This window comes from Mesorhizobium sp. M0816, assembly GCF_040320005.1.
Taxonomy (GTDB): Bacteria; Pseudomonadota; Alphaproteobacteria; order Rhizobiales; family Rhizobiaceae; genus Mesorhizobium.
In genome coordinates this window covers 42,278-67,147 of record NZ_JAMYOT010000030.1, presented here as the reverse complement: position 1 = coordinate 67,147, position 24,870 = coordinate 42,278, and the positions used below count along the sequence as shown (strand labels likewise).

Genomic DNA, 24,870 nt, shown 5'->3' with positions numbered 1-24,870 from the left:
TGGGACGCGGTCGGCGCGGTCCTCGACCTCTTCACGCCAGCCGAATGTGCCAACTACTTCAAAGCCGCAGGATATGAACCGGATTAAACAGGATGTGCTCTAGCTCCTCGTTGGCCGGCTCGATCCGCTCAATAACCCTTTCGAACGCGGCATTTGCGGTCTCAATAAGCACACCCCGGTCGGCCCCGGCGACTGGCAGGGACGCAATAACGGCATGGGTATCCATGATGAATGTTTCCTTTTTGGAATGGCGGTCTCTTGCCTCAGCACTTTTGGTCGCCATGCCGACGCTGGTTCTTGAAGGGGTGGCTCGTCGAAGCGCCAGGCGCCACCTTGTGCTCACATGCGCAGGATACACAATAGAAATCTATACAGTCGAGGGGGGCGACAATGGTTGAATTGTTCCGGAAAGGGAGTGGTACACTCGGACACGAGGGGCCCGCGCTCGGGAGAATCCATGCGCAGGCAAATCACCGCAAGGCGTTGGGGTACTGGCTCGGATTCTTGAAGGGCGTGATGGCCAGCGAGCGGGTCGAGCGAGCGGAGATGCCGCCCCTCAGGGCCGAAGCTGAACAGTTCCTGTCCCTTCTTCACGACGATGATGCTGCCGAACTCATCCGCGATCTGGACATATGGGGTGACGCGCCGGAGGAGGTCTACGCCGTCCTTGAAACAATAATCGGCATACGCTCGCGGGAGTTTGCGGTCGCCAATGACAAGGACGAAGTCAACGAGTTCTACGGGTTCTGTGCCGGCATCGCCTGCGACAACTCCATCACACCGACAGAGGTCGAAAAACTGCTGACCAGGTTGGATTCGAGTGTGGTTCTGCTGAAGGATAGCCGCGTGGCATCTCTCGGAGATACCGCCAGAAGGTCCATCGCAGACGGTCGCATAACCGCCGAGGAGGCTGAAGACATATGCGGGTGGATTTCGCGTCTTGTCGGCGACAGCGCGACAGACACGGGGCTGGCTACCTTCGGCAACGTAGGTGTCATTGACGGCGCCTTGGAGGATGCAAGCCAGTTCGTGATTCCGAACCGGATGTTCGTCCTTACGGGAAAATTCGTAATCGGTCCTCGAAAGGTAATCGCCGGGATAATTTTCGAACGCGGTGGTGATTGGAAGGAGACCGTCTGCGGCCGGACCGACTACCTCGTCGTCGCGGCCGAAGCATCTCGGGACTGGAAGCACAGCCACGAAGGCACGAAGATCATCAAAGCTATGGAGCTTCGCCAAAAGGGAGGTCGGCCTGATCTAGTTCTTGAGCCGATGCTAGCCAAGGCGTTGGATCTCTAACCATCCTCTGGAAGCTCAATCTAACTCATTGGACACTCGGACTCCGGATAAAGTTCGAATCCGGCCACTGCGACTATAAGAACAGGGGTCCTTAGTCACATCCCCAGAGGTGGCTATGAAGCTTCTAGCCGCATTGTAGCCAATGTAACGGAAGCCCAAGCGACGCGGTGCGGGATTTCATTGCCATTCGCTTCAATTGCTTCGGCGACTGATCTGGCACGGCAAAGGCCCGAGCATCGAATGCCTCCTTCCGCAGGGGCACGACATCATCCGGTTGACTCCAGCCAAGACGAGAACAAATGTAGAACATATCACGGGCTTTCTGGGTTTCAAGGGTCAGATGAGTGTATCGGCGCCCCCTACTGCCATTTCCGAGCTTCGAGACCGCATTGCGCGTCTCGAAGGCGGAAACGCGCGCGCCCGCACGGTTTTGCCGTTCGGAGTGGTAACCTCGTGCAGACCGCCATAGACCAATCCCCCTCCCGGCAGTACCCTGTCGATCGCGACCAGATCTTTTCGCGCCTGCGATCGAACAGGCCGGCCTGCCTCCGGGAAGGGTGATCTATGTCGAAGCCGGCGACGAAAAATCAGTTCTCGCCTGTTTCGAAAGAACGCCTTCGTGGCGGTTTTGGCCCTGTCGTTGCCGAGATTGCCCGGCTTTCGATGACGGCCTTGCGGCGGCTTCAGCTTGCCGCCGGAAGCTCCGGCGCCATCGGGATCCTTCGAGACAATCGCTGATCTTGGCGGCAGGCCGCGCGCGTCGCTCGCCTTGCGTTTTGGACCGGAACCCGGCCGTCGTCTCGACCAGGCTTTTGGACGGATGAGCGAACCGATCGAGCCGATCCGGCCGCAGGAAATCGTCGAAGTGCGCCGCAATTTTGCCGAGCCGATCGGCGCGGCAGAAACAATTGCGCGCTATACCGGCAAGCTGGTCGCTGAACTGTGCGCCTCACTCGAGACGCGAGGGCTTGGCGCACGCCGGCTCGATCTTCTGTTCTTCCGCGTCGACAATCGCATCGAGGCGATCCGTGTCGGGACAGCAATGCCGGTGCGTGACACAAAGCGGTTGACCCGGCTTCTCGCAGATAAAAATCGAAACTATCGATCCAGGGTTCGGCATCGAGCTGATGCGGCTTGCCGCGACCGTTGCCGAGCCGCTGCGGGCCAAGCAGATGATTTCCTCGCTCGCCGAGGCGCCCGAACCCCATGTGTCGGATGTGACCGACATCCTCGCCAACCGTGTCGGTGGGGACCGGCTCTATCGCTTCGCCCCGGTGCAGAGCGACGTTCCCGAACGGTCGGTTCAACTCATCGCCCCAATGGCGCCCGATACCGGCGAGGGCTGGCCCGGACATTGGCCGCGCCCAACGCGGCTGTTGCCACGACCCGAGCCGATCGAGACGGTCGCACTTCTTCCCGACCATCCACCCGTGACTTTCACTTGGCGCGGCGTTCGCCGACGCGTGAAGCGTGCGGACGGTCCGGAGCGGGTTTTCGGGGAATGGTGGAAGCGCGACACCGAGCTCGCGGCGGTGAGGGACTATTTCCAGGTCGAGGCGAGAACGGCGAACGCTACTGGGTCTACCGCGCACGCGACGGCGAAGACGCCGCGACCGGATCGCATAAATGGCTCATGCACGGGATCTTCGGATGACAGGCGCCACCCGATATGCCGAGTTGCAGGTGACCTCGCATTTCTCGTTCCTGCGTGGAGTATCATCCTGCGAGGAGCTGTTTGCGCAGGCGGCATTGCTTGGCATCGAAGCACTCGCCGTCGCCGACCGCAATTCGCTTGCCGGCATCGTGCGCGCGCATGAAGCGGCGAAAACGACAGGCGTCTGGCTGATCGTCGGCTGCCGTCTCGATCTCGCCGAGGGCATGTCGATCCTGGCCTATCCAACCGATCGACCGGCCTATTCGCGGCTCTGCCGCCTGCTGTCGCTCGGCAAGGGCAGGGCCGGCAAGGCGAAGTGTCATCTGGAATGGCATGATGTCGTCGCCTATGGCGAAGGACTGATTGCTGTCCTGGTGCCGGACGAAGCCGATGATCTTTGTGCCGTTTGTTTGCGGCGGCTGCGCGAGATCTTCGGTGATCGCGCCTGTCTGGCGCTCACCTTGCGCAGGCGTCCGAACGACCGGCTCAGGCTTCACGAGCTGGCAAATCTTGCGACGGCGATGCACGTGCCCACCGTCGTCACCAATGACGTGCTTTTCCACGAGCCAGCCCGCCGCATGATGCAGGATGCACGCGCGGATCGACGGCAGCGACATCCGCTTGCTCACCCGCACCGGCCTCGATTGGTCGCACCGCTATCAAGCGACGATAGCGGCCCTCCGCGCGCGCGCTCCAGAACGAACCTCGAACGCTGAAATCAAGCTGCGACCTTCTTGCGGGTGCGCTTCGCCGGCGGCGTCGTTTCCGGCTCTTTCGGTTTGCGGCCGAGCCCCATCGTCTTGGCCATTGCCGAGCGCGCCGCGGCGTAGTTCGGCGCGACCATGGGATAATCCGCCGGCAGGCCCCATTTGGCCCGATATGCGTCCGGCGTTAGCCCATAGTGGGTCGACAGATGGCGCTTTAGCGATCTGAATTTCTTCCCGTCCTCAAGGGAGATGATGTAGTCCGGTGTCACTGACTTCCTGATCGGGACTGCAGGCGTAAGGGCAACCGGCACTTCTGCAGAGACACCTCCGGCCGTCCCTTTCAGGGCCGCGTGCACTTGGCCGATGAGGGCAGGGAGATCCCCCACCGGGATCGGATTGTTGGAGACATAGGCTGAGACGACATCGGCGGTGAGCTCGATGAGGGTGTCGATTTTTTTTCGGCTTCTTCTGTCATGAAACTCTCCAGGCGGCGTGAAACACAGTCGGCGAAGCGTCGCTTCATGGTGGCGGTCGCCACCGAAAGCAAATACAGCCCTGCAGGACTATCGCGATGCTCGTCGGCACCGAGGACGGTCTTGAGCTTTTTGCAATTTATCCCTAACCTGGGTTGAACCGCTCAGAAGATGCGCATATCGCCTCGAGCGGGCGCTTGCGGGTCATGATCGCGATGTTGTGTTAGCTACGATGTTTCCCATCCGCTTGGTTAGGCTGTCGAAAAGAAACAATCGCTCTCGATCACTTACTTCCGGAGCCCGAAATCATGATGAAATATCCAGACGTTAAACCAGGTCTTAAAGAAGAAGTGCCCTGGTCTGACAGCCTGACCACCTACGACCGTCAGCACTTCACGACCTACCTGAGGCTCCTGGATGCAGGTGCCGATGAGGCAAGCTATGAGGAGATGGCGCAGGTCATCCTCGGCATCGATCCGGTGCAAGAGCCGGAGCGCGCCCGGAAAATCGTACGAAGCCATCTCGATCGGGCGAACTGGATGGTGACGACCGGTTACAAGGAATTGTTCGCCGGGTGAGGGCGAACAGGGGGCGACACGCTCCGCTTGTCAGATGTGGATACGGCGCCCGCGACAAGACCGGTCTGACGGTCGGGGCTGCGGGAATTAGTCCAAATTGAAAGACCTCAGTTCTTTGCTCGACATGACCATCGACCAGATGGCCGGCGACTGGTGCGAGTTAGGATGGTGTTGCCCGGATCGGGTTCTTTGTGCGGACGCCACTATCGTGGCGGCATCGTCGGTACAGGAAGGACGGTTTTTTCGCCTAGGCCTTGATGAAGCCAGCATAAGTCAGCCGCAAGTGCCGCAAGCATGAATCCGCGAGGTTTCGTGCCGAGTGACTTGGCTCCTGTGCAAAGCCCTTTTCCCGCTTTTTCGGCTTAACTCCCTTGTTCCAGCCCGGACCTTGCCGATCAACCCACTGCGGGGTCGGACTACGCAAGCGTGCCGTCGCTCACGGCTTCGCCATCGCGATGATCGCGGTCCCGGCTGGACCCGACGGGCGCCTGTCGAGCGGGGAATGGTCTCCGCGACCAAGGAGCCAAACAAATGTCGCACGAACTCAGCCTCTCTCAGAGCCACGCCTGGAACCTCGCTCGCACCCTGATGAGGCCGGTCATCCTGTTCAAGGTCGATGACAACGAATACGGCGTTCTTCCTGCCGACGACCTCGACGGCGACGAAGTCGACGCGATCGCCGAATACTGTCCATACACAGGAGGCCGGCCGGTTCATTGAACCGGCCTCTATGCCACGGCGTGCCGCTTGCGAGCGGCAGGCCGCAAGGGAGGCTGCGCCGCGGCGAAAGCCGCGCCCTTGCGCCCTTTGCTCTTCGCGGTTGTCGCGGAGTGTTCCGCCAATTGTGTGGAAGAAATAGACTTGAAGAAAGGCCGGCCGGAAGGCTGCCGGGAGAGAAAAATGGAAAAGACGGATCTTGAAGCGCTGCGCGGCCGGGTCGGCTGTGCGGCGGTGCTGGAGACCGGCGGCTTCACGGTCGACCTCAAGGAAAGCACTCGCAAAGCGGTCAAATACCGTCGTGGCGACGATATCATCATCGTCATCCATGACGGCAAGGGATGGTTCGACCCGTTGTCGGATCGAAAGGGCGATGTCTATTCGCTGGTGCAGCATCTGGATGGCGGCGATTTCCTGGAAGCCCTCTTGCAGGTAGCCTCGCTTGCGGGGTTCGTGCCGAGCGAGCCGGAATGGAAACGACAGTCTCGGGAGACCGAGCCCGACCAGTCGGTTCCGAAGCGATGGGCGGCCCGACGCAAGCCGTGGCGCGGGTCGGCGACTTGGCGCTATCTGCGCGATGAGCGGCACATTCCCGAACAGGTCATTGCGACTGCGATCGCTCAGAACGTTCTGAGGGAAGGCCCGCGCGGCAGCATGTGGGCCGTCCACAGCGACGCGGCCGGTCTCGTCACCGGCTGGGAGGAGCGCGGACCGCAATGGCGTGGCTTTGCCGCCGGGGGCGGCAAGGTGTTGTTCCGGTTGGGGTCCGCGACAGCCACCCGCATCTGCGTCAGCGAAGCGGCCATCGACGCCATGAGCCTGGCCGCGATCGAACGGATCCGGCGCGATACGCTCTATGCAAGCACCGGCGGCGGCTGGTCGCCGGCGACGGACACGGCTCTTCGCCTGTTGGGAGGAAGGCCGAACACGCGGCTTGTAGCGGCCACCGACGCCAACCCCCAGGGTGAGGCATTCGTGTCGAGACTGCGTGAGATTGCCGGCGAGCTCGCCTGTGACTTTGAGCGGCTGAAGCCGCGCGCCGAAGACTGGAACGCGATGCTGCAGGACGCGGCATCCGCCTGATGGCGCCGATCACTCAACCGCAGCGCAGAATTGAAGATCGCCGGCCGTAGTCATGTCCGCTCGAAAAGGTGCGCACGTTGCCATGACAGCCGGTTCGCACCGCCAAATTGGGGAGGGCCACAAGGAAAGGGAGAAAAGAAAAGGAAACCCGGCTGCCGCATGCCCGCCGGTCGCGTGCAAGGGTGAAGCTTCGCCCGGCTGCGCCGGCCCTTGACCCGCCCTGACGGAGAGGGGCCGCAGGGGAGGGGTCATGAAGGGCTGAAGATGATGGGCATCCACGGGGGTGCTGCGCGCTCAGGCCCGACGAGGCTGAAGGAGCCCGCAAATGAACCCCTGTGTTCCCAATCGCAAAGTCTACCAGGGCATCGCCGACCGCCGGCAGATGTTTCGCATGTTCGATCGCCATGCGCAGCGCCCGGAACGAGATCACGTCGATGCCGGATCTCTTTATAGCGGGGAGTGGTTTGGAGTAGCCTGCGGCGAGCACGACTACATGCTGGAGATCCTGCCACCGCTCTGGATGCGAGGCGAGATGTTCGCGCTGCGCGAGTTCCTTACCGATAGCATTACCAGCGTCTTCTACACGCTGCGCATCGACGGCAGAACGCATTACTATCATGCCTATTGCGACCTGAATGTCGCACGATCGCCTGCCGAAATGCGCGATGCCATCGTCGAGCGCGAGTCCTGGCCGGTGAAGGCGATGACGCGCGGAGAGCGGCTGGAGCATATCTGGAGCGCCACCCACGACGAGTACGGTGGCTATGCCGGGGACCGCTGGCTGCCGGAGCATCACGGCAAGCGTACGGTGCTCTGTTATGGCGGCCGGCAGGGCGAGATCCCCGGCCTGTGGCTGGTCGGAGACCAAGGAGTCTGCATCATATCGAACGGAAAACTCGCAGACGGCGAGCGCCCGCTCGTCCTCTATTCCGAAGAGTGCCACCCGATCGGCAACCCCGACTGGTTTCACTACAAGCAGCGCCATTTCGGCGGTCACGACGGCGTCGAATTCATCGACGCCGAGCAATTGATCCCGCTGTTCGATCGCAACCTCCGCTGCACGCATCTCAACGTGCAGCTCACCGAGACCGAAGTCTCGCTCTCGCTGATCGCCCGCTAACCCCAGCAAACCTGCCAGCCCTTTCACGCGGACGTCAACGCCGTCCGCCTGATCGTGCTCGCCCTCAGATCCAAGGAGATTTCCATGGCTCATGACGACCCCTTTACCATCGACCTGTTCGGCAGCACGGCCATTTCGCCCGGACTTGGCCTTGGCGTCACGGCCTTCGCGGCTGACTTCCGGCCGGGCGATGAAGATGATCCCGATTCCTCCGCGCCTTCGCCGGTCACACCGGCGGTTGCAGCCAGGCAACCGACGTCGAAGCCTCGACGGGTTCATGGACTGAACTTTCATCTTGCCGGCGATCGTGGGCTGGCCCGTGGCTGGAAGGATCGGGCCCGCGACAACATCGCCTCGATCCGGCTCGCCGCCGAGATCGAGGCCGACGATCGTCCTGCCACGCGTGAGGAGCAGGAGCGGCTGATCCGGTTCACGGGATTTGGCGCGTCCGACCTTGCCAATGGTGTCTTCCGCCGTCCCGGCGAGCTCGGATTCCGTAGGGGCTGGGACGACATCGGCTCGGACCTGGAAGATGCCGTCGGCGAGATCGACTATGCCTCGCTCGCGCGCTGCACCCAATATGCCCACTTTACGCCTGAGTTCATCATCCGGGCGATCTGGTCAGGCCTCCAGCGTCTCGGATGGCGCGGCGGCCGGGTTCTTGAACCAGGCGTCGGAACCGGCCTGTTTCCGGCGCTGATGCCGCAGTCCCTGCGCGATGTTTCCCATGTCACCGGGATCGAACTCGATCCCGTCACCGCGCGCATCGCGCGGCTGTTGCAGCCGCAAGCGCGGATCATAGCCGGCGATTTCGCCCGCACCGACCTGCCGGCGAGCTTCGACCTCGCCATCGGCAATCCGCCGTTTTCGGATCGAACCGTGCGCTCCGATCGGGCGTATCGGTCGATGGCATTGCGGCTGCATGACTATTTTATCGCGCGCTCCGTCGACCTGTTGAAGCCGGGGGCATTCGCCGCCTTCGTCACCAGCTGCGGCACTTTTGATAAGGCCGACAGCACCGCGCGCGAGCACATTGCGAAGACCGCCGACCTGATTGCCGCCATCCGCCTGCCCGAGGGCAGTTTCCGGGCCGACGCCGGGACGGATGTCGTGGTCGACATCCTGTTTTTCCGCAAGCGCAAGATCGGCGAGCCAGAGGGCGACCTGTCATGGCTCGACACCGAGGAGGTCCGGGGAGCAACTGCAGATGAGGGCGCGATCCGCGTAAACCGATGGTTCGCGCGCCACCCGGATTTCGTGCTCGGCACACATGCCTCGATCTCGGGGCCTTACGGCGAGGCCTATTCCTGTCTGCCCCATCCCGGCGTCGATCTGGAGCGGGCGCTCACCGCAGCGATCTCCCTCCTTCCGGAAGCCATTTACAACGGCGAGCCGGACGAGATTGATCATGACGCCGAGGACAGCGACGATGCCGTCGATGCTCTGCCACAAGGCGACGGCGTGCGCGAGGGCAGTTTCTTCGTCGCGAAAAATGCCGCCCTGGCGCAGATGATCGACGGTGCTGCCGTCACCATCACCGTGCGCAACGGCCGGGCGAGCAAAGGCGTGCCCGAAAAGCACGCGCGTATCATCCGCAAATTGATCCCCATCCGTGATGCCGTGCGTGAAGTCCTGAAGGCGCAGGAGTTCGATCGGCCCTGGAAGCCGGCCCAAGTCAAGCTGCGCATCGCCTGGTCGAATTTTGTGCGCGCCTTCGGCCCCATCAACACGACCGTCGTTTCCACCAGCGAGGACACCGAGACCGGCGAGGTCCGCGAAGTGCATCGCCGGCCTAACCTCCAGCCCTTCCTCGACGATCCCGATTGCTGGCTGGTGGCTTCCATCGAAGACTACGATCTTGAGACCAATACCGCCCGGCCGGGTGCGATTTTCACCGAGCGCGTCATCGCGCCGCCCGCGGCACCGATCATCACAAATGCTGCCGATGCGCTTGCCGTCGTGCTCAACGAACGCGGCCATGTTGATATCGATCACATCGCCGAGCTGCTGCACGCCGATGTTGAAGCAGTCATCACCGAACTTGGCGACGCCGTCTACCGCGATCCCGAGACCGGTTCCTGGCAAACGGCCGACGCTTATCTCTCCGGCCAGGTCCGCGACAAGCTCAACCCCGCAAAAGGCGCCGCCGCCCTCGACCCCGTCTTCGAGCGCAATGTCCGTGCCCTGGTCGAGGTTCAGCCGGCCGATCTTCGCCCTTCCGACATTACCGCCCGTCTTGGCGCACCATGGATACCCGCCGCCGATGTTGCCGCCTTCGTCAAGGAGACGATGGGCGCCGAGATCAGGATCCATCATATGCCGGAGCTGGCCTCGTGGACGGTAGAAGCACGGCAATTGGGGTGGATGGCGGCGGGCACGTCCGAATGGGGCACCGATCGCCGTCATGCCGGCGAGCTCATAGCCGACGCGCTGAATAGCCGGGTGCCGCAGATCTTCGATACGGTGAAGGAGGGCCATGCTGAAAAGCGCGTGCTCAATGTCGTGGATACGGAAGCCGCCAAGGAAAAGCTGCAGAAGATCAAGACCGCTTTCCAGAACTGGATCTGGTCCGATCCCGACCGGACGGATCGGCTGGCGCGGGTCTATAATGACCGCTTCAACAACATCGCCCCCCGAAGATTCAACGGGGAACACCTGCAACTTCCAGGCGCCTCCGGCGCCTTTTCTCTTTATGGGCACCAGAAGCGCGGCATCTGGCGCATCGTCTCGGCTGGCTCGACCTACCTCGCCCATGCCGTCGGCGCCGGCAAGACCATGACGATTGCCGCGGGCGTCATGGAGCAGCGCCGGCTTGGCCTGATCGCCAAGGCCATGTTGGTCGTTCCCGGCCATTGCCTTGCACAGATGGCCCGCGAATTTCTGGCGCTCTATCCGACCGCGCGAATCCTGGTGGCCGACGAGACGAATTTTGCCAAGGACAAGCGACATCGCTTCCTGTCGCGGGCGGCGACGGCGACCTGGGATGCGATCATCATCACCCACAGCGCCTTCCGCTTCATCGGCGTGCCGTCGGCATTCGAGCAACAGATGATCCACGACGAACTGGAACTCTACGAGACGCTGCTGACCAAGGTCGAGAGCGACGACCGCGTCTCGCGCAAGCGTCTCGAGCGGCTGAAGGAGGGGCTCAAGGAACGGCTGGAGGCGCTGGCGACCCGCAAGGACGACCTGCTCACCATCTCCGAGATCGGCGTCGACCAGATCATCGTCGATGAAGCCCAGGAGTTCAGGAAGCTCAGCTTCGCCACCAACATGTCGACGCTCAAGGGCGTCGATCCGAACGGCTCGCAGCGGGCCTGGGACCTTTATGTCAAATCCCGGTTCGTGGAGACGAAGAACCCGGGCCGGGCGCTCGTGCTGGCGTCCGGCACGCCGATCACCAACACGCTTGGCGAGATGTTCTCGGTGCAGCGCTATCTCGGTTACCAGGCGCTGCTCCAGCGTGGCCTGCACGAGTTCGACGCCTGGGCTTCGACCTTTGGCGACGTCACGACTGAACTCGAATTGCAGCCATCCGGCAAATACAAGCCGGTGACGCGCTTCGCCACCTTCGTCAACGTGCCGGAGCTGATCGCGATGTTCCGCTCCTTCGCGGATGTGGTGATGCCGCAAGACCTTCGCGACTATGTGAAGGTGCCGGCGCTTTCGACCGGCGCACGTCAGATCATCACCGCCAAACCGTCCGCCGCCTTCAAGCGCTACCAGATGGTGCTCGACGCCCGCATCAAGGCCATCGAGGAACGCGACCGTCCGGCAGAAGCTGGTGACGACATCCTGCTGTCGGTTATCACCGATGGCCGGCACGCTGCTATCGACCTGCGCCTGGTTGATCCCGACAATGACAATGAGCCGGACAACAAGCTCAACGAACTGATCGGCAATGCCTTCCGTATCTGGCAAGAAACAGCGCAAAGCAGCTATGTCCGCGCCGACGGCAAGCCGTTCGAACTTCCTGGCGCAGCGCAGATGATTTTTTCCGATCTCGGCACGATCAGCGTCGAGAAAACCAGAGGCTTTTCGGCCTATCGCTGGATCAGGGACGAGTTGGTCCGCAGGGGCGTTCCGGCATCGGAAATTGCGTTCATGCAGGATTTCAAGAAGTCGGAGGCCAAGCAGCGCCTGTTCGGTGATGTGCGCGCTGGAAAAATCCGGTTCCTGGTCGGCTCTTCCGACACGATGGGCACCGGCGTCAACGCGCAGCTCCGCCTCAAGGCGTTGCATCATCTCGATGTGCCGTGGCTTCCGTCCCAGATCGAGCAGCGCGAAGGTCGTATCCTGCGGCAGGGCAACCAGCACGATGTCATCGATATCTTCGCCTACGCCACGGAAGGATCGATGGACGCCCAGATGTGGCAGAACAACGAGCGCAAGGCCCGGTTCATCGCGGCCGCCCTCTCCGGAGACGCGTCCATTCGGCGGTTGGAGGATATGGGTGAGGGGCAGGCCAACCAGTTTGCTATGGCCAAGGCGATCGCCTCGGGCGATCCACGTCTGATGCAAAAGGCAGGTCTGGAGGCAGACATTGCCCGCCTGGAGCGCCTTCGCGCGGCCCACATTGATGATGAGCACGCCGTTCGGCGGCAGATCCGCGATGCCGAGCGCGATATCGAATACGCGACCCGGCGCATCGGCGAGGTGGGCAAGGATATCGAGCGCCTCGTGCCGACGACCGGCGATGGGTTCAGCATGGTGGTCGGGGGCGAGGCGTCCACGGAGCGCAAACGCGCCGGTCGTGCACTGATGAAGGAAATCCTGACTCTCGTGCAGCTTCAGCAGAATGGGAAAACCACCATCGCCTCCATCGGCGGCTTCGATTTCGAATATTGCGGCGAGCGCTTCGGCAAGGACGGCTACCGCTATGCCACGATGCTGATGCGCACCGGCGCCGATTATGAAATCGAGCTCCCTGTCACGACCACGCCACTTGGTGCGATTTCTCGCCTCGAGCATGCCTTGGCCGGCTTCGAGGGCGAGCAGGTACAATACCGCCAGCGTCTTGAGGATGCCGAGCTCAGGCTCACCTCCTATCGCTCGCGTCAGGGCGGCGAGTTCGGGTTCTCTGGTGAACTGGCTGACAAGCGCCGGCAGCTTGCGGACATCGAAACCGATCTTGCGTCTTCGATTGATGGCCAGAATTCGCGTGCAGCCGCATAGCAGGCTCGATAAAGGCTGCCGCTCATTGTCTCAGGCATTGACCGGCGGCAAAGGTTCGAGGTGGCTCGGGTGCAGGCGATGCAGGAGGCGCGCCGAACTGCTTAACATGTTGGATGCCGCGTTTCTGTCATGCTCGGCTCCGGCCAGCCAGACCACATGACGTAACGTCAAGAATCAGCTAACTGGATCATCGCGGCGGACCTGATTGGACCGTCCGGCTGGCGCCTGCCAGAGCCCCCCGCAAAAGCAGGCGCCGGCCTTTTAGCGCTTGAAAGATCGAGCAGTCATATTGTTTCGTCTTGTCCCCATCCAGACACGAGGCGTTGCGATGGAAGACACCAAAGGCGGCGCAAACCACACGTCCGTTGAGATAGTCGAGGCCATGGGCGAGTGGTTCGTCCGTGTTGTTGGGAACGGCGAAGAACTTACCCGATCATTCGACCTGGAATCGGTCGCCCTTGCCTTCGCGGAAAGCCAGCGGATACGCCTGGGGCTTAAGGACTTCAAGCGGATCTGACCCGACTTCCGCGTTCACACCATAGCCGCCTAAGTTCAGTTTGCTATTGATCCGTTGCGGGGTCGCCCTATGTCGTGCCAATCAAATTCCGTTCTTCACCATAAGACGGCAAGACTAAAGCCTTGCACCACGCAAGCAAAGGTCTGACGTAACCGCCTTGGTTCCGTACTTGTCCGTTGGGCGTTCCGTTATTTGAGCTAATCGGCATATAAGCGGGCCGTCACTGGCTGACGGGCCGCCTGTTTTTTGGTCTACAGCCGAGCCGGGGCCAAAAAGAACGCATCAATTTTGGCGTCGCTCTTGCCCAGCGGCGCAAAGCCGGTCGCCATCATTGGCTTAGAATAGATCAGGCCCGGTTGCGTACTGGACATTGCTCAAATAGAGATGGGACAAATCAGACAAAAGGACCGACGCATTGACAGAAGAATCCGACCGCCGCGCCGCCGAACTAGCCGAGCTTACTGCGGAGATTGTGTCCGCCTACGTAAGTAAGAACCCTGTACCGGCTACCGGCCTGCCTGAACTAATCGCATCCGTGCACAAGTCTCTGTCCGCGCTTGGTATGCCGATCGCACCTATCGTTGAGCCGCAAACTCCCGCGGTCAACCCAAAGAAGTCGGTGACGCCAGACTTCATTATCTGCCTCGAAGACGGCAAGAAGTTCAAATCCCTGAAGCGGCACCTTAGCACGGACTTCGGTCTGACGCCGGACGCCTATCGCGAGAAGTGGGGCTTGCCGCGCGATTATCCGATGACGGCTCCGAATTACGCCGCTCAGCGCTCGCAACTGGCGAAGTCCATCGGGCTTGGGCGCAAGGCTGAACCCGTCGCACCAGCCAAGAAGGCACCCGCGAAGCGGAAAACCAAAGTGACCGCCACCACCTGACGCGACGTAACGACTCAGCTATGTCAAGGCGCGGCGGATCCCAATCCCGCCCGGAGCCGGCGCCATTCGGATCAGCTCCAGCGAGGGCGCCGGCCTTTGTTCTTAGCGTGGCGGAACTCGCCGGGCGAAGAAACCCCAACCACCTCAAGCCCGGCGAGCCTACACCTGATCAAAGTACCCGATCAGGACCGGGACCCAACCGGCACCACGACCGAAGCAAGCGCAATGCCAGCACTTTGGTCCCGAAATGGGACAATGCCGGGTTCCCTCGCTAGCACCCGGGTTTCTCTTCAGAAAAACCAACGTAGAACAAAAACCCTGTGAGCTTTCGCCACGGAGCCGCCGCGCCAAGGCAGAGAACCGTTCCGCTTATCGCCATGCCCCGGTCTACGTCGCAGGGGTTGAGGAAAGGAAAACTTAGGAGGAATTAAACCCGCTCGCAGATCGGGCGGGCCGCTGACGCTGGCGCTCAACCGCGCCGCTCGCGATCCCGGCCGCGTCGTCCTGCGCAGGGCTGTTAGCCCCGCTCGGCCAGCCGGGCAGGGATGCTCGGCCGCAGGTGCACCGGCCCGCCCGCTCCGCGGGCCGGGGGATGTCTTCAGGAAGAAGACGAGGAAGGACGCAGCGATCAGCGGTGTCCGCAAAACCCTTGAAGGAGCATCCCCATGGAACTGAAATTTGTCGACCCGCGCGCGCTGAAGGATAACCCTGACAAGGCGCGACGCTCGAAGTCGAGTCCGCAGGCCGACGCGCTGCTGCTGGCTACGATCCGTGCCGTCGGCATCGTGCAGCCGCCTGTCGTCGCGCTGGAGACCGATGGCGGCAATGGCTACGTCATCGATGCCGGCCATCGTCGGGTGAAGCAGGCGATCGCGGCCGGTCTCGAAGAGATCGCCGTGCTGGTGATCGAGAGGGCCGAGGATGGCGGCGCCATGCGCTCGCTGGCGGAAACGCTCGCTCACGAGCAGCTCAATCCCGTCGACCAATGGCGCGCCATTGAGCGGCTGGTCGCGCTCGGCTGGACCGAGGAAGCGATCGCCGTCGCTTTGGCGCTGCCCGTCCGCCAGATCAGGAAGCTGCGCCTGCTGGCCAACGTTCTGCCGGCCATGTTGGAGCAGATGGCCAAGGGCGACATGCCCAACGAGCAGCAGTTGCGCACCATCGCCTCGGCTTCGCTTGATGAACAGAAGGAGGTCTGGAAGAAGCACAAGCCCTCCAAGGCCGATCCCCAGGTGTCGTGGTGGAGCGTGGCGCAGGGCCTGACGAAGCGCCGCATGTACGCGCGCGACGCCAGCTTCGGTGACGATCTCGCCCAGGCCTACGGCATTGCCTGGGTCGAGGACCTGTTCGCTCCGGCCGACGAGGACAGCCGCTACACGACGGATGTCGAGGCCTTTCTTGGCGCCCAGCAGGAGTGGATGGCAAACGCTGTGCCCAAGCGTGGCGTGATCGTGGAAGCCGGTCAGTGGGGCGAGCCGAAGCTGCCGGCCAAGGCCGAGCGTCTGTACGGTAAGCCGTCGAAATCCGATCACACCGCCATGTATCTCGACCGCGACGGCAAGGTGCAGTCGGTCGCGTATCGTATGCCGGCGGTCAAAAAGTCCAAGGACAAGAATGGCGCTGATGTCGAGGCCGATGGCGATGATATGGTCGTTAAGGCAAAGCCGCGTCCGGACGTGACGCGCAAAGGCATGGAGATGATCGGCGACCTTCGTACCGACGCACTGCACGAGGCGCTGTCGCGCGCACCGATCGAGGACGACACGCTGATGGCGCTGCTCGTTCTCGCCTTCGCCGGCCAGAATGTGACATTGGCATCTGGCGCCCGCGACATCTCCTATTACGGGGCGGCAGGCCTCGGCGAACATGCCGCGCGCCTGTTCGACCAGGAGGGCAAGCTCGCGTTCGACATGGACACGCTGCGCATTGCCGTGCGTTCCTTGCTGATCGACGTTCTGTCCTGCAGGGAAAATCGCTCGGACAGCGGCGTGGTCGCCCGTGTCGCCGGCGACGTCATCGCCGCCGACAGCTTCCTGGCCAACATGGGGACGGAGGATTTCCTGTCATGCCTGTCGCGGCAGGCATTGGAAAGCGCCTGCGCGGATACATCCGTCCTGCCCCGTCAGAAGGTCAAGGATACCCGTGCGGCCCTTGTCGAGCATTTCAAGGAAGGCCGCTTCGTCCACCCGTCGGCGCTGTTTGCGCCCACTCCGGAAAAGCTGACCTCCTGGCTGAAGAACAACGAGGCCAGGGAACAGCCTGACGACGGCACGCCGGAGGACCAGGACGAGCTCGACGGCGATGCGGTTGTCGAGCCCGCGCATGACGACGTTGGCGAGGACCCCGCTGCGCAGGACGAGGACCTCACGGACGAACAAATCGAGCCTTACAAGGTGGCCGCCGAGTAGGCGGCTGCGCCTTACCTTTCCCTTCGAACGATCATTCCGCCGCCGGCACATCACCGGCGGCGGTTCTGTTTCCACCATGAGCACCACGGAGAAAACTATGTCCGCCCAATTGATCTATGACCTTGTTCCACTCGCATCCATCGTGACTTATTCCGACGGATCCCCACGCCCGCCAGAGCGGCATCGCAAGAAGCTCGCAGCCTGGGAAAATCGCAACGGTGGCGGCCGCCTTATCCGCAAACAGGTCGAGGCCCGCATCGGCAGTACGATGCTGCCCGCCTCGATCACCCTGCACAAGGGCGACTATGGCAGTCAGGGAACCATTGTGCTGCGCGTCCACCAGACGTTTTCGGTGAACAGCGACCTGGAGTTTTCGGTCAAGCAGCGGCCCGCAATCGGCTCCGTCCTGGTGCTCGACCGCGCCGGCGACGATGCCGAGCTTGTCCATCTTGCCGCCAATCGCGCGGCCGCCGAGGAATGGCTGACCCGCCACGGCTATCCGAACGCCGTGTTTCAGCAGGTCGTGGCCGACACCGTAGCGGCGGACACCGTAGAAGGGAGGACGGCAGCATGACTGCGCGAACTTCTGAAACCCATGTCGTCGAACCCCCCGGTTCTCCGGAAGTTACTTTTGGCCGAAGCGCCGATGGGCTTTGCGTTGCCCTTGTCGGTGAGCACGCCTTCGCCATGGCTCCGGCCCGCGATGGCCGGCACTATCTTGTCACGGGCTGGCGTATCCGCCGGCACATGGCCGAATGGACGCGCAGCGATTTCTACGGCCATGCCGGAGAGCTTGCCGACAAGGCGGCGTTTCGCGCGCATGTCAAGGAGAACGCCCTTCACCAGCGGCAGCGCGCGGCTCTCGGACGTCGCGAGATCCACTCCCGAGCCCACACGCCATGGGGAACGTCGCAGGGAGCGACCGTCTATGCCGAGGGCGTCGTGGCTCACTCAACGGCAGGCGATGGCGGGTTCCATCTGTCGGCGGAGCGAAATCGCAAAGTCCATCAGATGCTCCGTGCCAATGATGGCTGGTATGAAGAGGACTGCCATTGGGCGGCCGTCGCCCAAGCCTTCCCCCAACTCTTCACGGACTTCGAGAGGGCTTGTGCGGAAAAGTCGATACGCGACTGGTACCCGGATGCCTGGGAGGCGATCCACGGCAGGGTGCTCGAACCCGGCCAATCCGCGAAAAAGGACGAGCGGGCATTTTTCGAGAAGCATACCGATGCCTGGGTCGTGGTGTCGGCGATCCGTTCCGGGCACCAGGCCGGTTTCACCGAGGTTATCGCGACCCCTGGCGGCAGGCGCGGACCGGGCACGGAGGAACGTCGCTTTCTCGTTGCGACCGACGAATACCATGTCGGCCGCTTTGGATTCGTCATCGATGTTGCGCGCCACCGTGTCTATGGCGGGCCCTCGAGCTTCATGGATTGACAGGGGAGGGACACATAATGTCTGTCCCCGATCGCCGCGCACAGCTCTTTCGCATGGAGGAGGCTCGGCGCCAGACACAGCGCCAGCTCGAAATGATCGACCGGCAGATCATGAGGCGGATGACGGCGATTATTCCGCAGCTCAAGCTCCAGCGTATTGGCCACCGACGCCGAAACCCTGCTGATGCCAGGACCTTTCTGGAACGGTATCGATCGAACCTTGCCGCGATCACACAGGAAAGGCAGCACGAAATCGATGCGCTCTCACGCAAACTGGCCAGGCAGGACGCTGCAATCGCAGCACTGCGTGACAGGATCCCGCAGGACCTGCTGCGTACCTAATACTGGTGTCTGCTCAGCGCTTGCGGACGAACTCCGTTCGCAACACCAGCCCCTTGATCGCATCATGCCGGCAATCGATTTCTTCGGGGTCGTCGGTGAGCCGGATCGACTTGATCACGGTCCCCTGCTTCAGGGCCTGGCCGGCACCCTTGACCTTGAGGTCCTTGACGAGGACGACGGAGTCGCCGTCGGCGAGCACATTGCCGGCGGCATCGCGCACTTCAATTTTCCCGGCAGAAGCTGCAATGGCAGCCATCTCCGATGCTGGTCGCCATTCCCCTGTCGTGTCGTCATAGACGTAGTCGTCATTCTGATCGGTCATTGCTGCCCTCGTTTCGGAGTTGAACACGCTACGCTATCAGCCCGACATGGGAGCAGGCCAAAGAGTTGATCCGCAGCGGCGGACCGGCGCAGCTCATCTATACCGGCAGGAGCCGAAGTTCAAACGCTGACGTCCCTCGCGCAGCCTGGCGGGCAGGCGGATTGGCGGCGGGAATGAACACTGCATTTCCTCGCGCATGCCGATGTCCGAATTCATTCCTTGCCGGTCTTCCCGGCGGGTTTGCTGCGGTCTGAACCGGCGGCTGTCCGCTTCAAGGCCGCTATCGCGCCGCGGGGCGGCCGGATCCCGCCGATCTCGGCAAGGCTGGCCCGCGCCCCGCGCAGGGCCAGTGAAGAACTGACCCCGCTTGTCCGCAAGCCAACCTCGCTCGCCTGGCAGGCTCCGGACCCTGAAGCGTCCAGCTTCCGCCGGTTCCTTTTGACCGCACCCGCAGGAAAGACCGGCAAGGGCCGGAACACCTGAAGGGCATCGCTAGAAAGGAAAGCTCAATGTCCAGTTCAACCCGCTCCACCAAGGCCAAGGCCCGCGTCGTCCAGCTCCGCAAGGGCACAACCCTCGAAATGGTCCGGCTCTGCTGCCCGGATGGCCACCAGGCCACCCTCATTTCCGAAAGCTTCGGCCTCTCCATCCTCGACAGTGACGGCATCCGTGAATTCCATGAGCGCAGTCTGATCGAAAGCGCCGATACGCTCTCCGAGGGCCTTTCCGAAAAGGCCATGCAGATCCACCTGCAAAGAATCGTCGGGTCCCATGTCGGCTCCGCCTTTGGAGCAGGCCAGTTCTACTCGAAGGCCGTCACCGAGGCGAAGGATGCCACGGCCAAGCTCGCCAATGACACCCGCGACGAGGACGTTGATGGTCCGGTCGGCTTCGACAGCAAGGCCCAACGCAAGCGCGAATTCGCCGCCGAAATGGGCCTTCAGGCGCATGCCCTGCGCATGGCCGCCGAGGGCGCCGTTGCCGCCTACGAGCACATCGTCGGCGAGAGCTGGAAGCCCTACGAACGCCAGACCGAGAACCCCGGCCAGACCGTCAACCGGCAGGCAGCCGATCTCCAGATGGCGGCCCTTGGCTAACTGCCATCGGGCGGAGCATCGGCTCCGCCCGATCTTCTCATACTGAGGCTGGTGTCCGTTCGGGAGCCGGCCTCTTTGCTGTGCCAAAGGCACCCGGCTCAAAGATGGACACGGCAAGTGATTAAGACCGCGCCAATCGCGGCCGTCACGAATGATGGTCCTGCTCCGGTCCTCGTCCCGCGAAACGGCTGCGCCGTCCTCCACTGACGTTGCGGCCCGCAAGCGATGGTTCTTAGCTTCCTCATCGATCCTGCGCGGGTTCGCGGACCTGCGGTCCTGCGCGTGCGGACCTCGTGACGGCCGCGATCGGCGCGGCCTCGAATGGAGGTTTGAAATGGACAGGAACAACAACAAGCCCCGCGTCGACATCTACGCGAAAATCACCGATCGTATCGTCGCGGATCTGCAGAAGGGCGTGCGTCCCTGGGTCAAACCGTGGAGCGTTGCGAATACGACCGGTCGCATCACACGGCCGCTCCGTCACAACGGCCTGCCGTATCAAGGGATCAATACACTGCTTTTGTGGTCGGAGGCGGTCGCGAGGGGCTTTGTCTCTCCGGTCTGGATGACGTTCAAGCAGAGTGCGGAGCTCGGGGGTCATGTTCGCAAGGGCGAGACTGGCTCCATGGTTGTTTACGCCAGCCGCTTCACTAGGACCGAAACCGACGCGCATGGCGAAGAAGTCGAGCGAGGTATTCCGTTCCTCAAGGCCTACACGGTGTTTTGCGCCGACCAGATTGAAGGTCTGCCGCCGCACTATCATGCGGCACCAGAGCCTGCCGCCGATCCTATCCAGCGCATCGAGCATGCCGACCGTTTTTTCGACAACACCGGAGCGGTTGTGCGGTATGGCGGAGACAAGGCCTATTATTGTCCCTCTTCCGACCATGTGCAGTTGCCGTCACCGGAATTTTTCCGTGACATGGCTTCATTTGTCGCCACGAGAGCGCATGAGACCCTGCATTGGACATCGGCTCCTCAGCGGCTGAACAGGGACCTCAGCCGCTACCACAAGGATCGCACGGATCGGGCGCGCGAAGAATTGCTCGTCGAGCTTGGTGCCGCGATGCTCTGCGCAGACCTCGACATCGTCCCTGAGCTGGAGCCGAGGCCCGATCATGCCGCCTACATTCAGGGCTGGGCCAGCCTGCTGGGCAGCGACAAGCGGGCGATCTTTCAGGCGGCCGCCCACGCACAACGCGCGGTCAATTATCTCCACGAATTCCAGCCCCAGGCGGAAGAAATGGCGAGTGCGGCCTGATGTTACGCGCTCCGCTGTTGCAAGGGGAGAGCGCCGAGCCCTCCCCGATCCGCTTTCGCGTCATCAGTTTGGGCGCGGGAGTGCAATCGACCCCTTCGTCCTGATGGCGGCACACGGTTATTTTTGCCATATATTCGCCGATACTTGCTGGGAAGCGGTCGTTGTCTACGACCATCTTCGCTGGTTGCCTCGCCGAATGTGCTGCCCTTTGCGCGAAATCTCCCCAACGTCGCTGAGGGCAAGCATCGGGCATCGATTCCCGCTTTACCCCCGGCACCGTCGACCGGGATTTCCATGCGGATAAGCCGAGCCGCGAGACCATAGAGAAGCGCATAACTCGGCGGGATTGCCTCAACTAGGTCGACATCTTGACGTGGCCGGCTAGGGCCAGCTCGACCTTTTGCCAAATGAAGGATGTGCGGCGTGTGATGGTCCAGTTTGGCAAGCGTCGTTCGCTCGGCAGAGCACATCAGGGTGAGCCCCGCCTTGCGGCTGGCCCCGTTCGGGCGGTAACCCGAGGCCGAACCCTGATCAGCCGGCTGGTGCCGGCGTCCAGCCCAAAGATGCCTATCGATGTCCGCTATGCGGCCGCTCCTGCTTGAACAGCAGATTATCGGGCTCCTGGGACTCGCCTCGCGGCCCGTCATCGTTCGACCGATATCAGGAGGCGGGTGCGGCTCTTTCCGAGCTGTCCGTCGTTCTACAATGACGCGTGACGGGGACGGCCAGGCTTGATGGTGCCTGACGTTAGTCGAAGTTGCGGTGATCATGCCGATGGGAGCTCGACCGTCGTCTGGCCGGCGGTTTCATGGAAAGGCCCACCACCTGCGTCCTCGATGGGGCTGGTCTGACCGAAGGCCGTCTTCGCTGCGCTACGCCTCGTTCTCAAACCCGCAACAGCCGGTCGCGACTTTCTTCCCCTGACGGCTGCACCGTCATTCCGCGCGGAACAAGAAAGCCTCGCCCTGGCTGCCCTTCACTGTCGTTGCGGCCCTAAGGACCACCCCATTGCGCACACGCAATGGGGACCCCGGTGGGTGCGGGCCGATCGCCTCCGGTCCATCGACCGCCATCGAGGTCGCGGTGGTCGCGGCCCGAGAAACTCACGGAGACGACAAATGGCTACCATCGGCACATTCACCTCAAACGGCAACGGCTTTTCCGGAGCCATCAAAACCCTCAACCTCAACGTCAAAGCCAAGCTGATCCGCGTCGAGAACCCTTCCGACAAAGGCCCCCACTTCCGCGTCTACTCGGGTAGCGTCGATCTCGGAGCCGCTTGGCAGAAGGTCTCCAACGAGGGCCGCGACTATCTCTCGGTCAAGCTGGACGACCCGAGCTTCCCCGCTCCGATCTACGCCACCCTGATCGAGGTGGAAGGCGAGGAAGGCCTGCAGCTGATCTGGTCTCGCCCCAACCGGGACTGATCGCCTCGACGAGGGCTCCGCCGCAAGGCGGGGCCTTCGGCCGTTCCCAAACCAAGCCCGCAGGCGGAACGAGAAAGCGTGACGAAGCGATGGCTGCGGAGCAGGGGCTCGGGTCCCGTCTTCTGGTCGCGTCTCAGCTGGGATCAGTCGTTGTGAGGAGTCCTGATCGCCTTGGCCGACCCGAAGGCCTCCTATTCAGTTTCAGGCGAAGAGGCTTCAAGCGCCAGCACATCCAGCCCCTCAATCTCCTGCATCACTTTTCCGGCGATACCCTGCAAGTCACCATACATGCCGACAGTCGACTCGATCACCCCTTGGATCTGCGCCTCGCGCTTGGCCCACAGGCGTGTTGTGACCTTGCGTTCCTTGGCGAGGTCCTCCTGCATATCCGAGAATTTCTCTACGATCGCCTCGACACGGTGGCGGAAGCGCGGACCGGTCAGATAGCCGTAGACCTGTTCCGTTTTTGTGGCCTGGCCGTCCTGGACGAGGCGGGAGTTCGCCAGTTCGATCAGGGATTGCCGAAGCATGATGGCGATCGGGATCGCACACTTGGGATGGGCGACATAAACTCCGTCCACAAGATCGAAGGTTTCCACGCCGGGAGGCAGCGCTTCCGAGATCATCAGCGCAATATCCGCTTTCGCGGCTCGTTGATCTCCTCTGAGTTTCCCAAGCCAGCCCTGGCTCCAGTTCTTGGTGCGTTTCGATTCCCACAAAATGGCGCCGCATGGCTGGCCGGCGGGTCCGACCACGCGGTGCAGGACATCTCCGCCGAACTCGCCCTTGGCGACCGGTTCGATGGTGTCCATCGGGAACCGGCTGGCAATGAGGGACTCGAGCTCAAGCTCGAGGACCTCGCCCTGCAGCTGCTGAGAACCCTGTTCCGCACGGCGCTTCAGCTCCTCGATCTGACGCTGCATGCCGGCGATCTGTTCTTCTTTTTCCGCAACCTTCATTTTGAGGCCGTCTTCGGCTTCGGACCTCGCCTTTACGCGAACGGCGTCCAATCCCTCCTGGATCTTCCTTTCGATGGTCAGCGCCATCTCGCGCTTTTCATCGTCAAGCGCACGCTGCTGTTTGAGAAATTCCGCCTGTTGCTGCTGGGCCTCGGCGAGCTTTTCGTCGCGCGCCTTCAACGTCGCCTCCAGCTCGGCTAGCTTGTTATCCCTGTCCTCCAGATCTACCGAAAGCAGCAATTTTGCCTTGCGGGCTTCCTCGACAGCGATTGCGGCACGCTCAAGCTTGATTTGCTCAGCCACCTGGTTGCCGATGTCCTCTTTGGCGGCGTCGATCGCGGCCCGCTCACGTTTAAGCTCTTCCTCCCGGGCCGCCATGGACGCGTTGCTCTGCTCCAAACGCCGTTCATAGTCCTCGCGAGTCGCGGCAATCAGCGGCGCCGCGAGCGACTCGTTGAGCTTGATCTCCGTTTTGCAGCTCGGGCAGCTGATTGTCGGTTCATTGAGAATCCTGGGCTGCACAGTCATTTGGCGCGCTGACTCACTGAGGGCTGATGTAGTTTCAGACTATATAATACCGCTCTTTTTTGGAAAAGAACAAAGAGCGAACAAGGGTGTTATCCCCAGCGTAAGGACGGAACGCCGATTTCGTCGTCGAATTCCCGGCAAAACGGCACGGTGAATCCGCCGTCTTCTACGAATGATTGTTTCTCTTTTGCGATCTGATCGGCATTCTGCGGGGACGTGACCCGAGAATGAAATCAAACACGGCTTGAGGCTGACCCAGCGCTGTCGCCTGCAAGGCTGCCGGAATCCTTGCTGCGGCTTCGGCCTGTTCGGCAAGCACGGTAAGTGACATGCCGAGCGCGCATTCGAAGGCGCGATCCGGCGCGTTCATCAGCCGACGAAGGAGCGCCGCGGCGCGTCCGGCATGACGCAGCGCCGCCGCATGCTTGCCCTCGCGGATCTTCACACCGGCCGCCGATAACAGGATCAATCCCTTGAAAAGCATCCGAAGCGGAGCGCCTCGATCTGCAACCTGCCAAAGACCTTCCCAAGCCTCATGGGCTTCCCAGTAATAGCCATGATTGAAGAGGTCGATACCCCAGAGGAACATGTCCGAGTCAAGCGACGCCTCTTCAGCAATCTGAATTGCTTCGCTGTGATAGCTGTGTCCTGCAGGATCGCGCACGGGATGCGGCTGCCGGCCGGGAAGATACGCATAGGACGGAAAATTCTTTTCCGGTAGCCAGCGCGGGCGCAACGTCGAACCAATAGCCATCAAAGACGCATTTTGTCACTTGGCAATCAATTACGATAGAGGTGATTTGGCCGCGACGGGCGGGGCCCGCAGGCCGGTCGCCCCTCGTCCGGTACTATGGAACAGGAACGCCTTGCGGGTTGTCTCC

The 24,870-nt window shown here is 62.0% G+C and carries 19 protein-coding genes and 5 pseudogenes; 19 read left to right on the top strand and 5 right to left on the bottom strand.

Annotated elements, in window-relative coordinates:
• Nucleotides 1-58: 58 nt before the first annotated feature.
• Complete coding sequence (locus NKI17_RS30585) at nucleotides 59-226, bottom strand: hypothetical protein (protein ID WP_352907230.1); 168 nt, start codon at nucleotides 224-226, stop codon at nucleotides 59-61.
• 164 nt (nucleotides 227-390) lie between these two features.
• Here NKI17_RS30585 and NKI17_RS30580 point away from each other — a divergent pair, with 164 nt between their 5' ends.
• The 4 genes and pseudogenes from NKI17_RS30580 to NKI17_RS30565 form a co-directional block, all read left to right on the top strand.
• Nucleotides 391-1,299, top strand: coding sequence for a BRCT domain-containing protein (locus NKI17_RS30580; protein WP_352907229.1), 909 nt, complete (start codon nucleotides 391-393; stop codon nucleotides 1,297-1,299).
• Between the two features lie 500 nt (nucleotides 1,300-1,799).
• Nucleotides 1,800-2,019, top strand: a pseudogene (locus tag NKI17_RS37115) (damage-inducible protein); the annotation flags it as partial.
• A 1-nt stretch (nucleotide 2,020) separates the two neighbouring features.
• Nucleotides 2,021-2,953, top strand: a pseudogene (locus NKI17_RS30570) (DUF6504 family protein); the annotation flags it as partial.
• Nucleotides 2,950-3,567 (top strand): annotated as a pseudogene (locus NKI17_RS30565) (PHP domain-containing protein); the annotation flags it as partial. The pseudogenes NKI17_RS30570 and NKI17_RS30565, both read left to right, overlap by 4 nt.
• 104 nt (nucleotides 3,568-3,671) lie before the next feature.
• Here NKI17_RS30565 and NKI17_RS30560 read toward each other — a convergent pair.
• A pseudogene (locus tag NKI17_RS30560) lies at nucleotides 3,672-4,135 on the bottom strand (Ros/MucR family transcriptional regulator).
• A gap of 309 nt (nucleotides 4,136-4,444) precedes the next feature.
• On the opposite strand from NKI17_RS30560, the gene NKI17_RS30555 reads away from it, so the two are divergent.
• From NKI17_RS30555 to NKI17_RS30505, 12 genes and pseudogenes are all read left to right on the top strand, one after another.
• Nucleotides 4,445-4,711, top strand: a complete 267-nt coding sequence (locus NKI17_RS30555) for a DNA -binding domain-containing protein (RefSeq protein ID WP_352784866.1) — start codon at nucleotides 4,445-4,447, stop codon at nucleotides 4,709-4,711.
• Nucleotides 4,712-5,242: 531 nt separating this feature from the next.
• The gene (locus tag NKI17_RS30550; protein ID WP_352907227.1) at nucleotides 5,243-5,431 is read left to right on the top strand and encodes a hypothetical protein; all 189 of its coding nucleotides are present in this window, start codon (nucleotides 5,243-5,245) and stop codon (nucleotides 5,429-5,431) included.
• 180 nt (nucleotides 5,432-5,611) lie between these two features.
• Nucleotides 5,612-6,511, top strand: a complete 900-nt coding sequence (locus NKI17_RS30545) for a DUF3991 and toprim domain-containing protein (RefSeq protein WP_352907226.1) — start codon at nucleotides 5,612-5,614, stop codon at nucleotides 6,509-6,511.
• 325 nt (nucleotides 6,512-6,836) lie between these two features.
• A pseudogene (locus NKI17_RS37110) lies at nucleotides 6,837-7,346 on the top strand (DUF1419 domain-containing protein); the annotation flags it as partial.
• On the top strand, nucleotides 7,320-7,631 hold the full coding sequence (locus NKI17_RS37105; protein ID WP_502894660.1) for a DUF3085 domain-containing protein: 312 nt from the start codon (nucleotides 7,320-7,322) through the stop codon (nucleotides 7,629-7,631). The pseudogene NKI17_RS37110 and the gene NKI17_RS37105, both read left to right, overlap by 27 nt.
• 84 nt (nucleotides 7,632-7,715) lie before the next feature.
• A complete protein-coding gene (locus NKI17_RS30535) occupies nucleotides 7,716-12,806 on the top strand; it encodes a helicase-like domain-containing protein (protein ID WP_352907223.1) in 5,091 nt (1,696 codons plus the stop codon).
• Between the two features lie 328 nt (nucleotides 12,807-13,134).
• On the top strand, nucleotides 13,135-13,323 hold the full coding sequence (locus tag NKI17_RS30530) for a hypothetical protein (protein ID WP_023819786.1): 189 nt from the start codon (nucleotides 13,135-13,137) through the stop codon (nucleotides 13,321-13,323).
• Nucleotides 13,324-13,738: 415 nt separating this feature from the next.
• Nucleotides 13,739-14,209: a Ros/MucR family transcriptional regulator gene (locus NKI17_RS30525; protein ID WP_352907222.1), complete on the top strand. Its 471-nt coding sequence runs from the start codon at nucleotides 13,739-13,741 to the stop codon at nucleotides 14,207-14,209.
• 665 nt (nucleotides 14,210-14,874) lie between these two features.
• Nucleotides 14,875-16,617: a ParB N-terminal domain-containing protein gene (locus tag NKI17_RS30520; protein ID WP_352907221.1), complete on the top strand. Its 1,743-nt coding sequence runs from the start codon at nucleotides 14,875-14,877 to the stop codon at nucleotides 16,615-16,617.
• A 97-nt stretch (nucleotides 16,618-16,714) separates the two neighbouring features.
• Entirely contained in the window at nucleotides 16,715-17,191 is a 477-nt protein-coding gene (locus NKI17_RS30515; RefSeq protein ID WP_352907220.1) for a UCP036055 family protein, read from the top strand.
• Nucleotides 17,188-18,054: a DUF7007 domain-containing protein gene (locus tag NKI17_RS30510; protein WP_352907219.1), complete on the top strand. Its 867-nt coding sequence runs from the start codon at nucleotides 17,188-17,190 to the stop codon at nucleotides 18,052-18,054. Before NKI17_RS30515 ends, NKI17_RS30510 begins: the two co-directional genes overlap by 4 nt.
• 17 nt (nucleotides 18,055-18,071) lie before the next feature.
• The gene (locus NKI17_RS30505; RefSeq protein ID WP_352756788.1) at nucleotides 18,072-18,395 is read left to right on the top strand and encodes a hypothetical protein; all 324 of its coding nucleotides are present in this window, start codon (nucleotides 18,072-18,074) and stop codon (nucleotides 18,393-18,395) included.
• Between the two features lie 13 nt (nucleotides 18,396-18,408).
• Here the strand turns inward: NKI17_RS30505 and NKI17_RS30500 are convergent, their stop codons facing one another.
• Nucleotides 18,409-18,717 carry an alkylphosphonate utilization protein gene (locus NKI17_RS30500; RefSeq protein WP_023819781.1) on the bottom strand — a complete coding sequence of 103 codons (309 nt, stop codon included), beginning with the start codon at nucleotides 18,715-18,717 and terminating at the stop codon, nucleotides 18,409-18,411.
• Nucleotides 18,718-19,226: 509 nt separating this feature from the next.
• On the opposite strand from NKI17_RS30500, the gene NKI17_RS30495 reads away from it, so the two are divergent.
• From NKI17_RS30495 to NKI17_RS30485, 3 genes are all read left to right on the top strand, one after another.
• Nucleotides 19,227-19,814, top strand: a complete 588-nt coding sequence (locus NKI17_RS30495) for a hypothetical protein (RefSeq protein WP_352907218.1) — start codon at nucleotides 19,227-19,229, stop codon at nucleotides 19,812-19,814.
• A gap of 334 nt (nucleotides 19,815-20,148) precedes the next feature.
• A complete protein-coding gene (locus tag NKI17_RS30490) occupies nucleotides 20,149-21,075 on the top strand; it encodes an ArdC family protein (RefSeq protein ID WP_352907216.1) in 927 nt (308 codons plus the stop codon).
• A gap of 1,118 nt (nucleotides 21,076-22,193) precedes the next feature.
• A complete protein-coding gene (locus NKI17_RS30485) occupies nucleotides 22,194-22,502 on the top strand; it encodes a DUF736 domain-containing protein (RefSeq protein ID WP_023819777.1) in 309 nt (102 codons plus the stop codon).
• A 191-nt stretch (nucleotides 22,503-22,693) separates the two neighbouring features.
• Here the strand turns inward: NKI17_RS30485 and NKI17_RS30480 are convergent, their stop codons facing one another.
• Both NKI17_RS30480 and NKI17_RS30475 read right to left on the bottom strand, forming a co-directional pair.
• Nucleotides 22,694-23,989 carry a DUF2130 domain-containing protein gene (locus NKI17_RS30480; RefSeq protein WP_352907215.1) on the bottom strand — a complete coding sequence of 432 codons (1,296 nt, stop codon included), beginning with the start codon at nucleotides 23,987-23,989 and terminating at the stop codon, nucleotides 22,694-22,696.
• A gap of 166 nt (nucleotides 23,990-24,155) precedes the next feature.
• Complete coding sequence (locus tag NKI17_RS30475) at nucleotides 24,156-24,743, bottom strand: DUF309 domain-containing protein (RefSeq protein ID WP_352907214.1); 588 nt, start codon at nucleotides 24,741-24,743, stop codon at nucleotides 24,156-24,158.
• Between the last annotated feature and the right edge of the window lie 127 nt (nucleotides 24,744-24,870).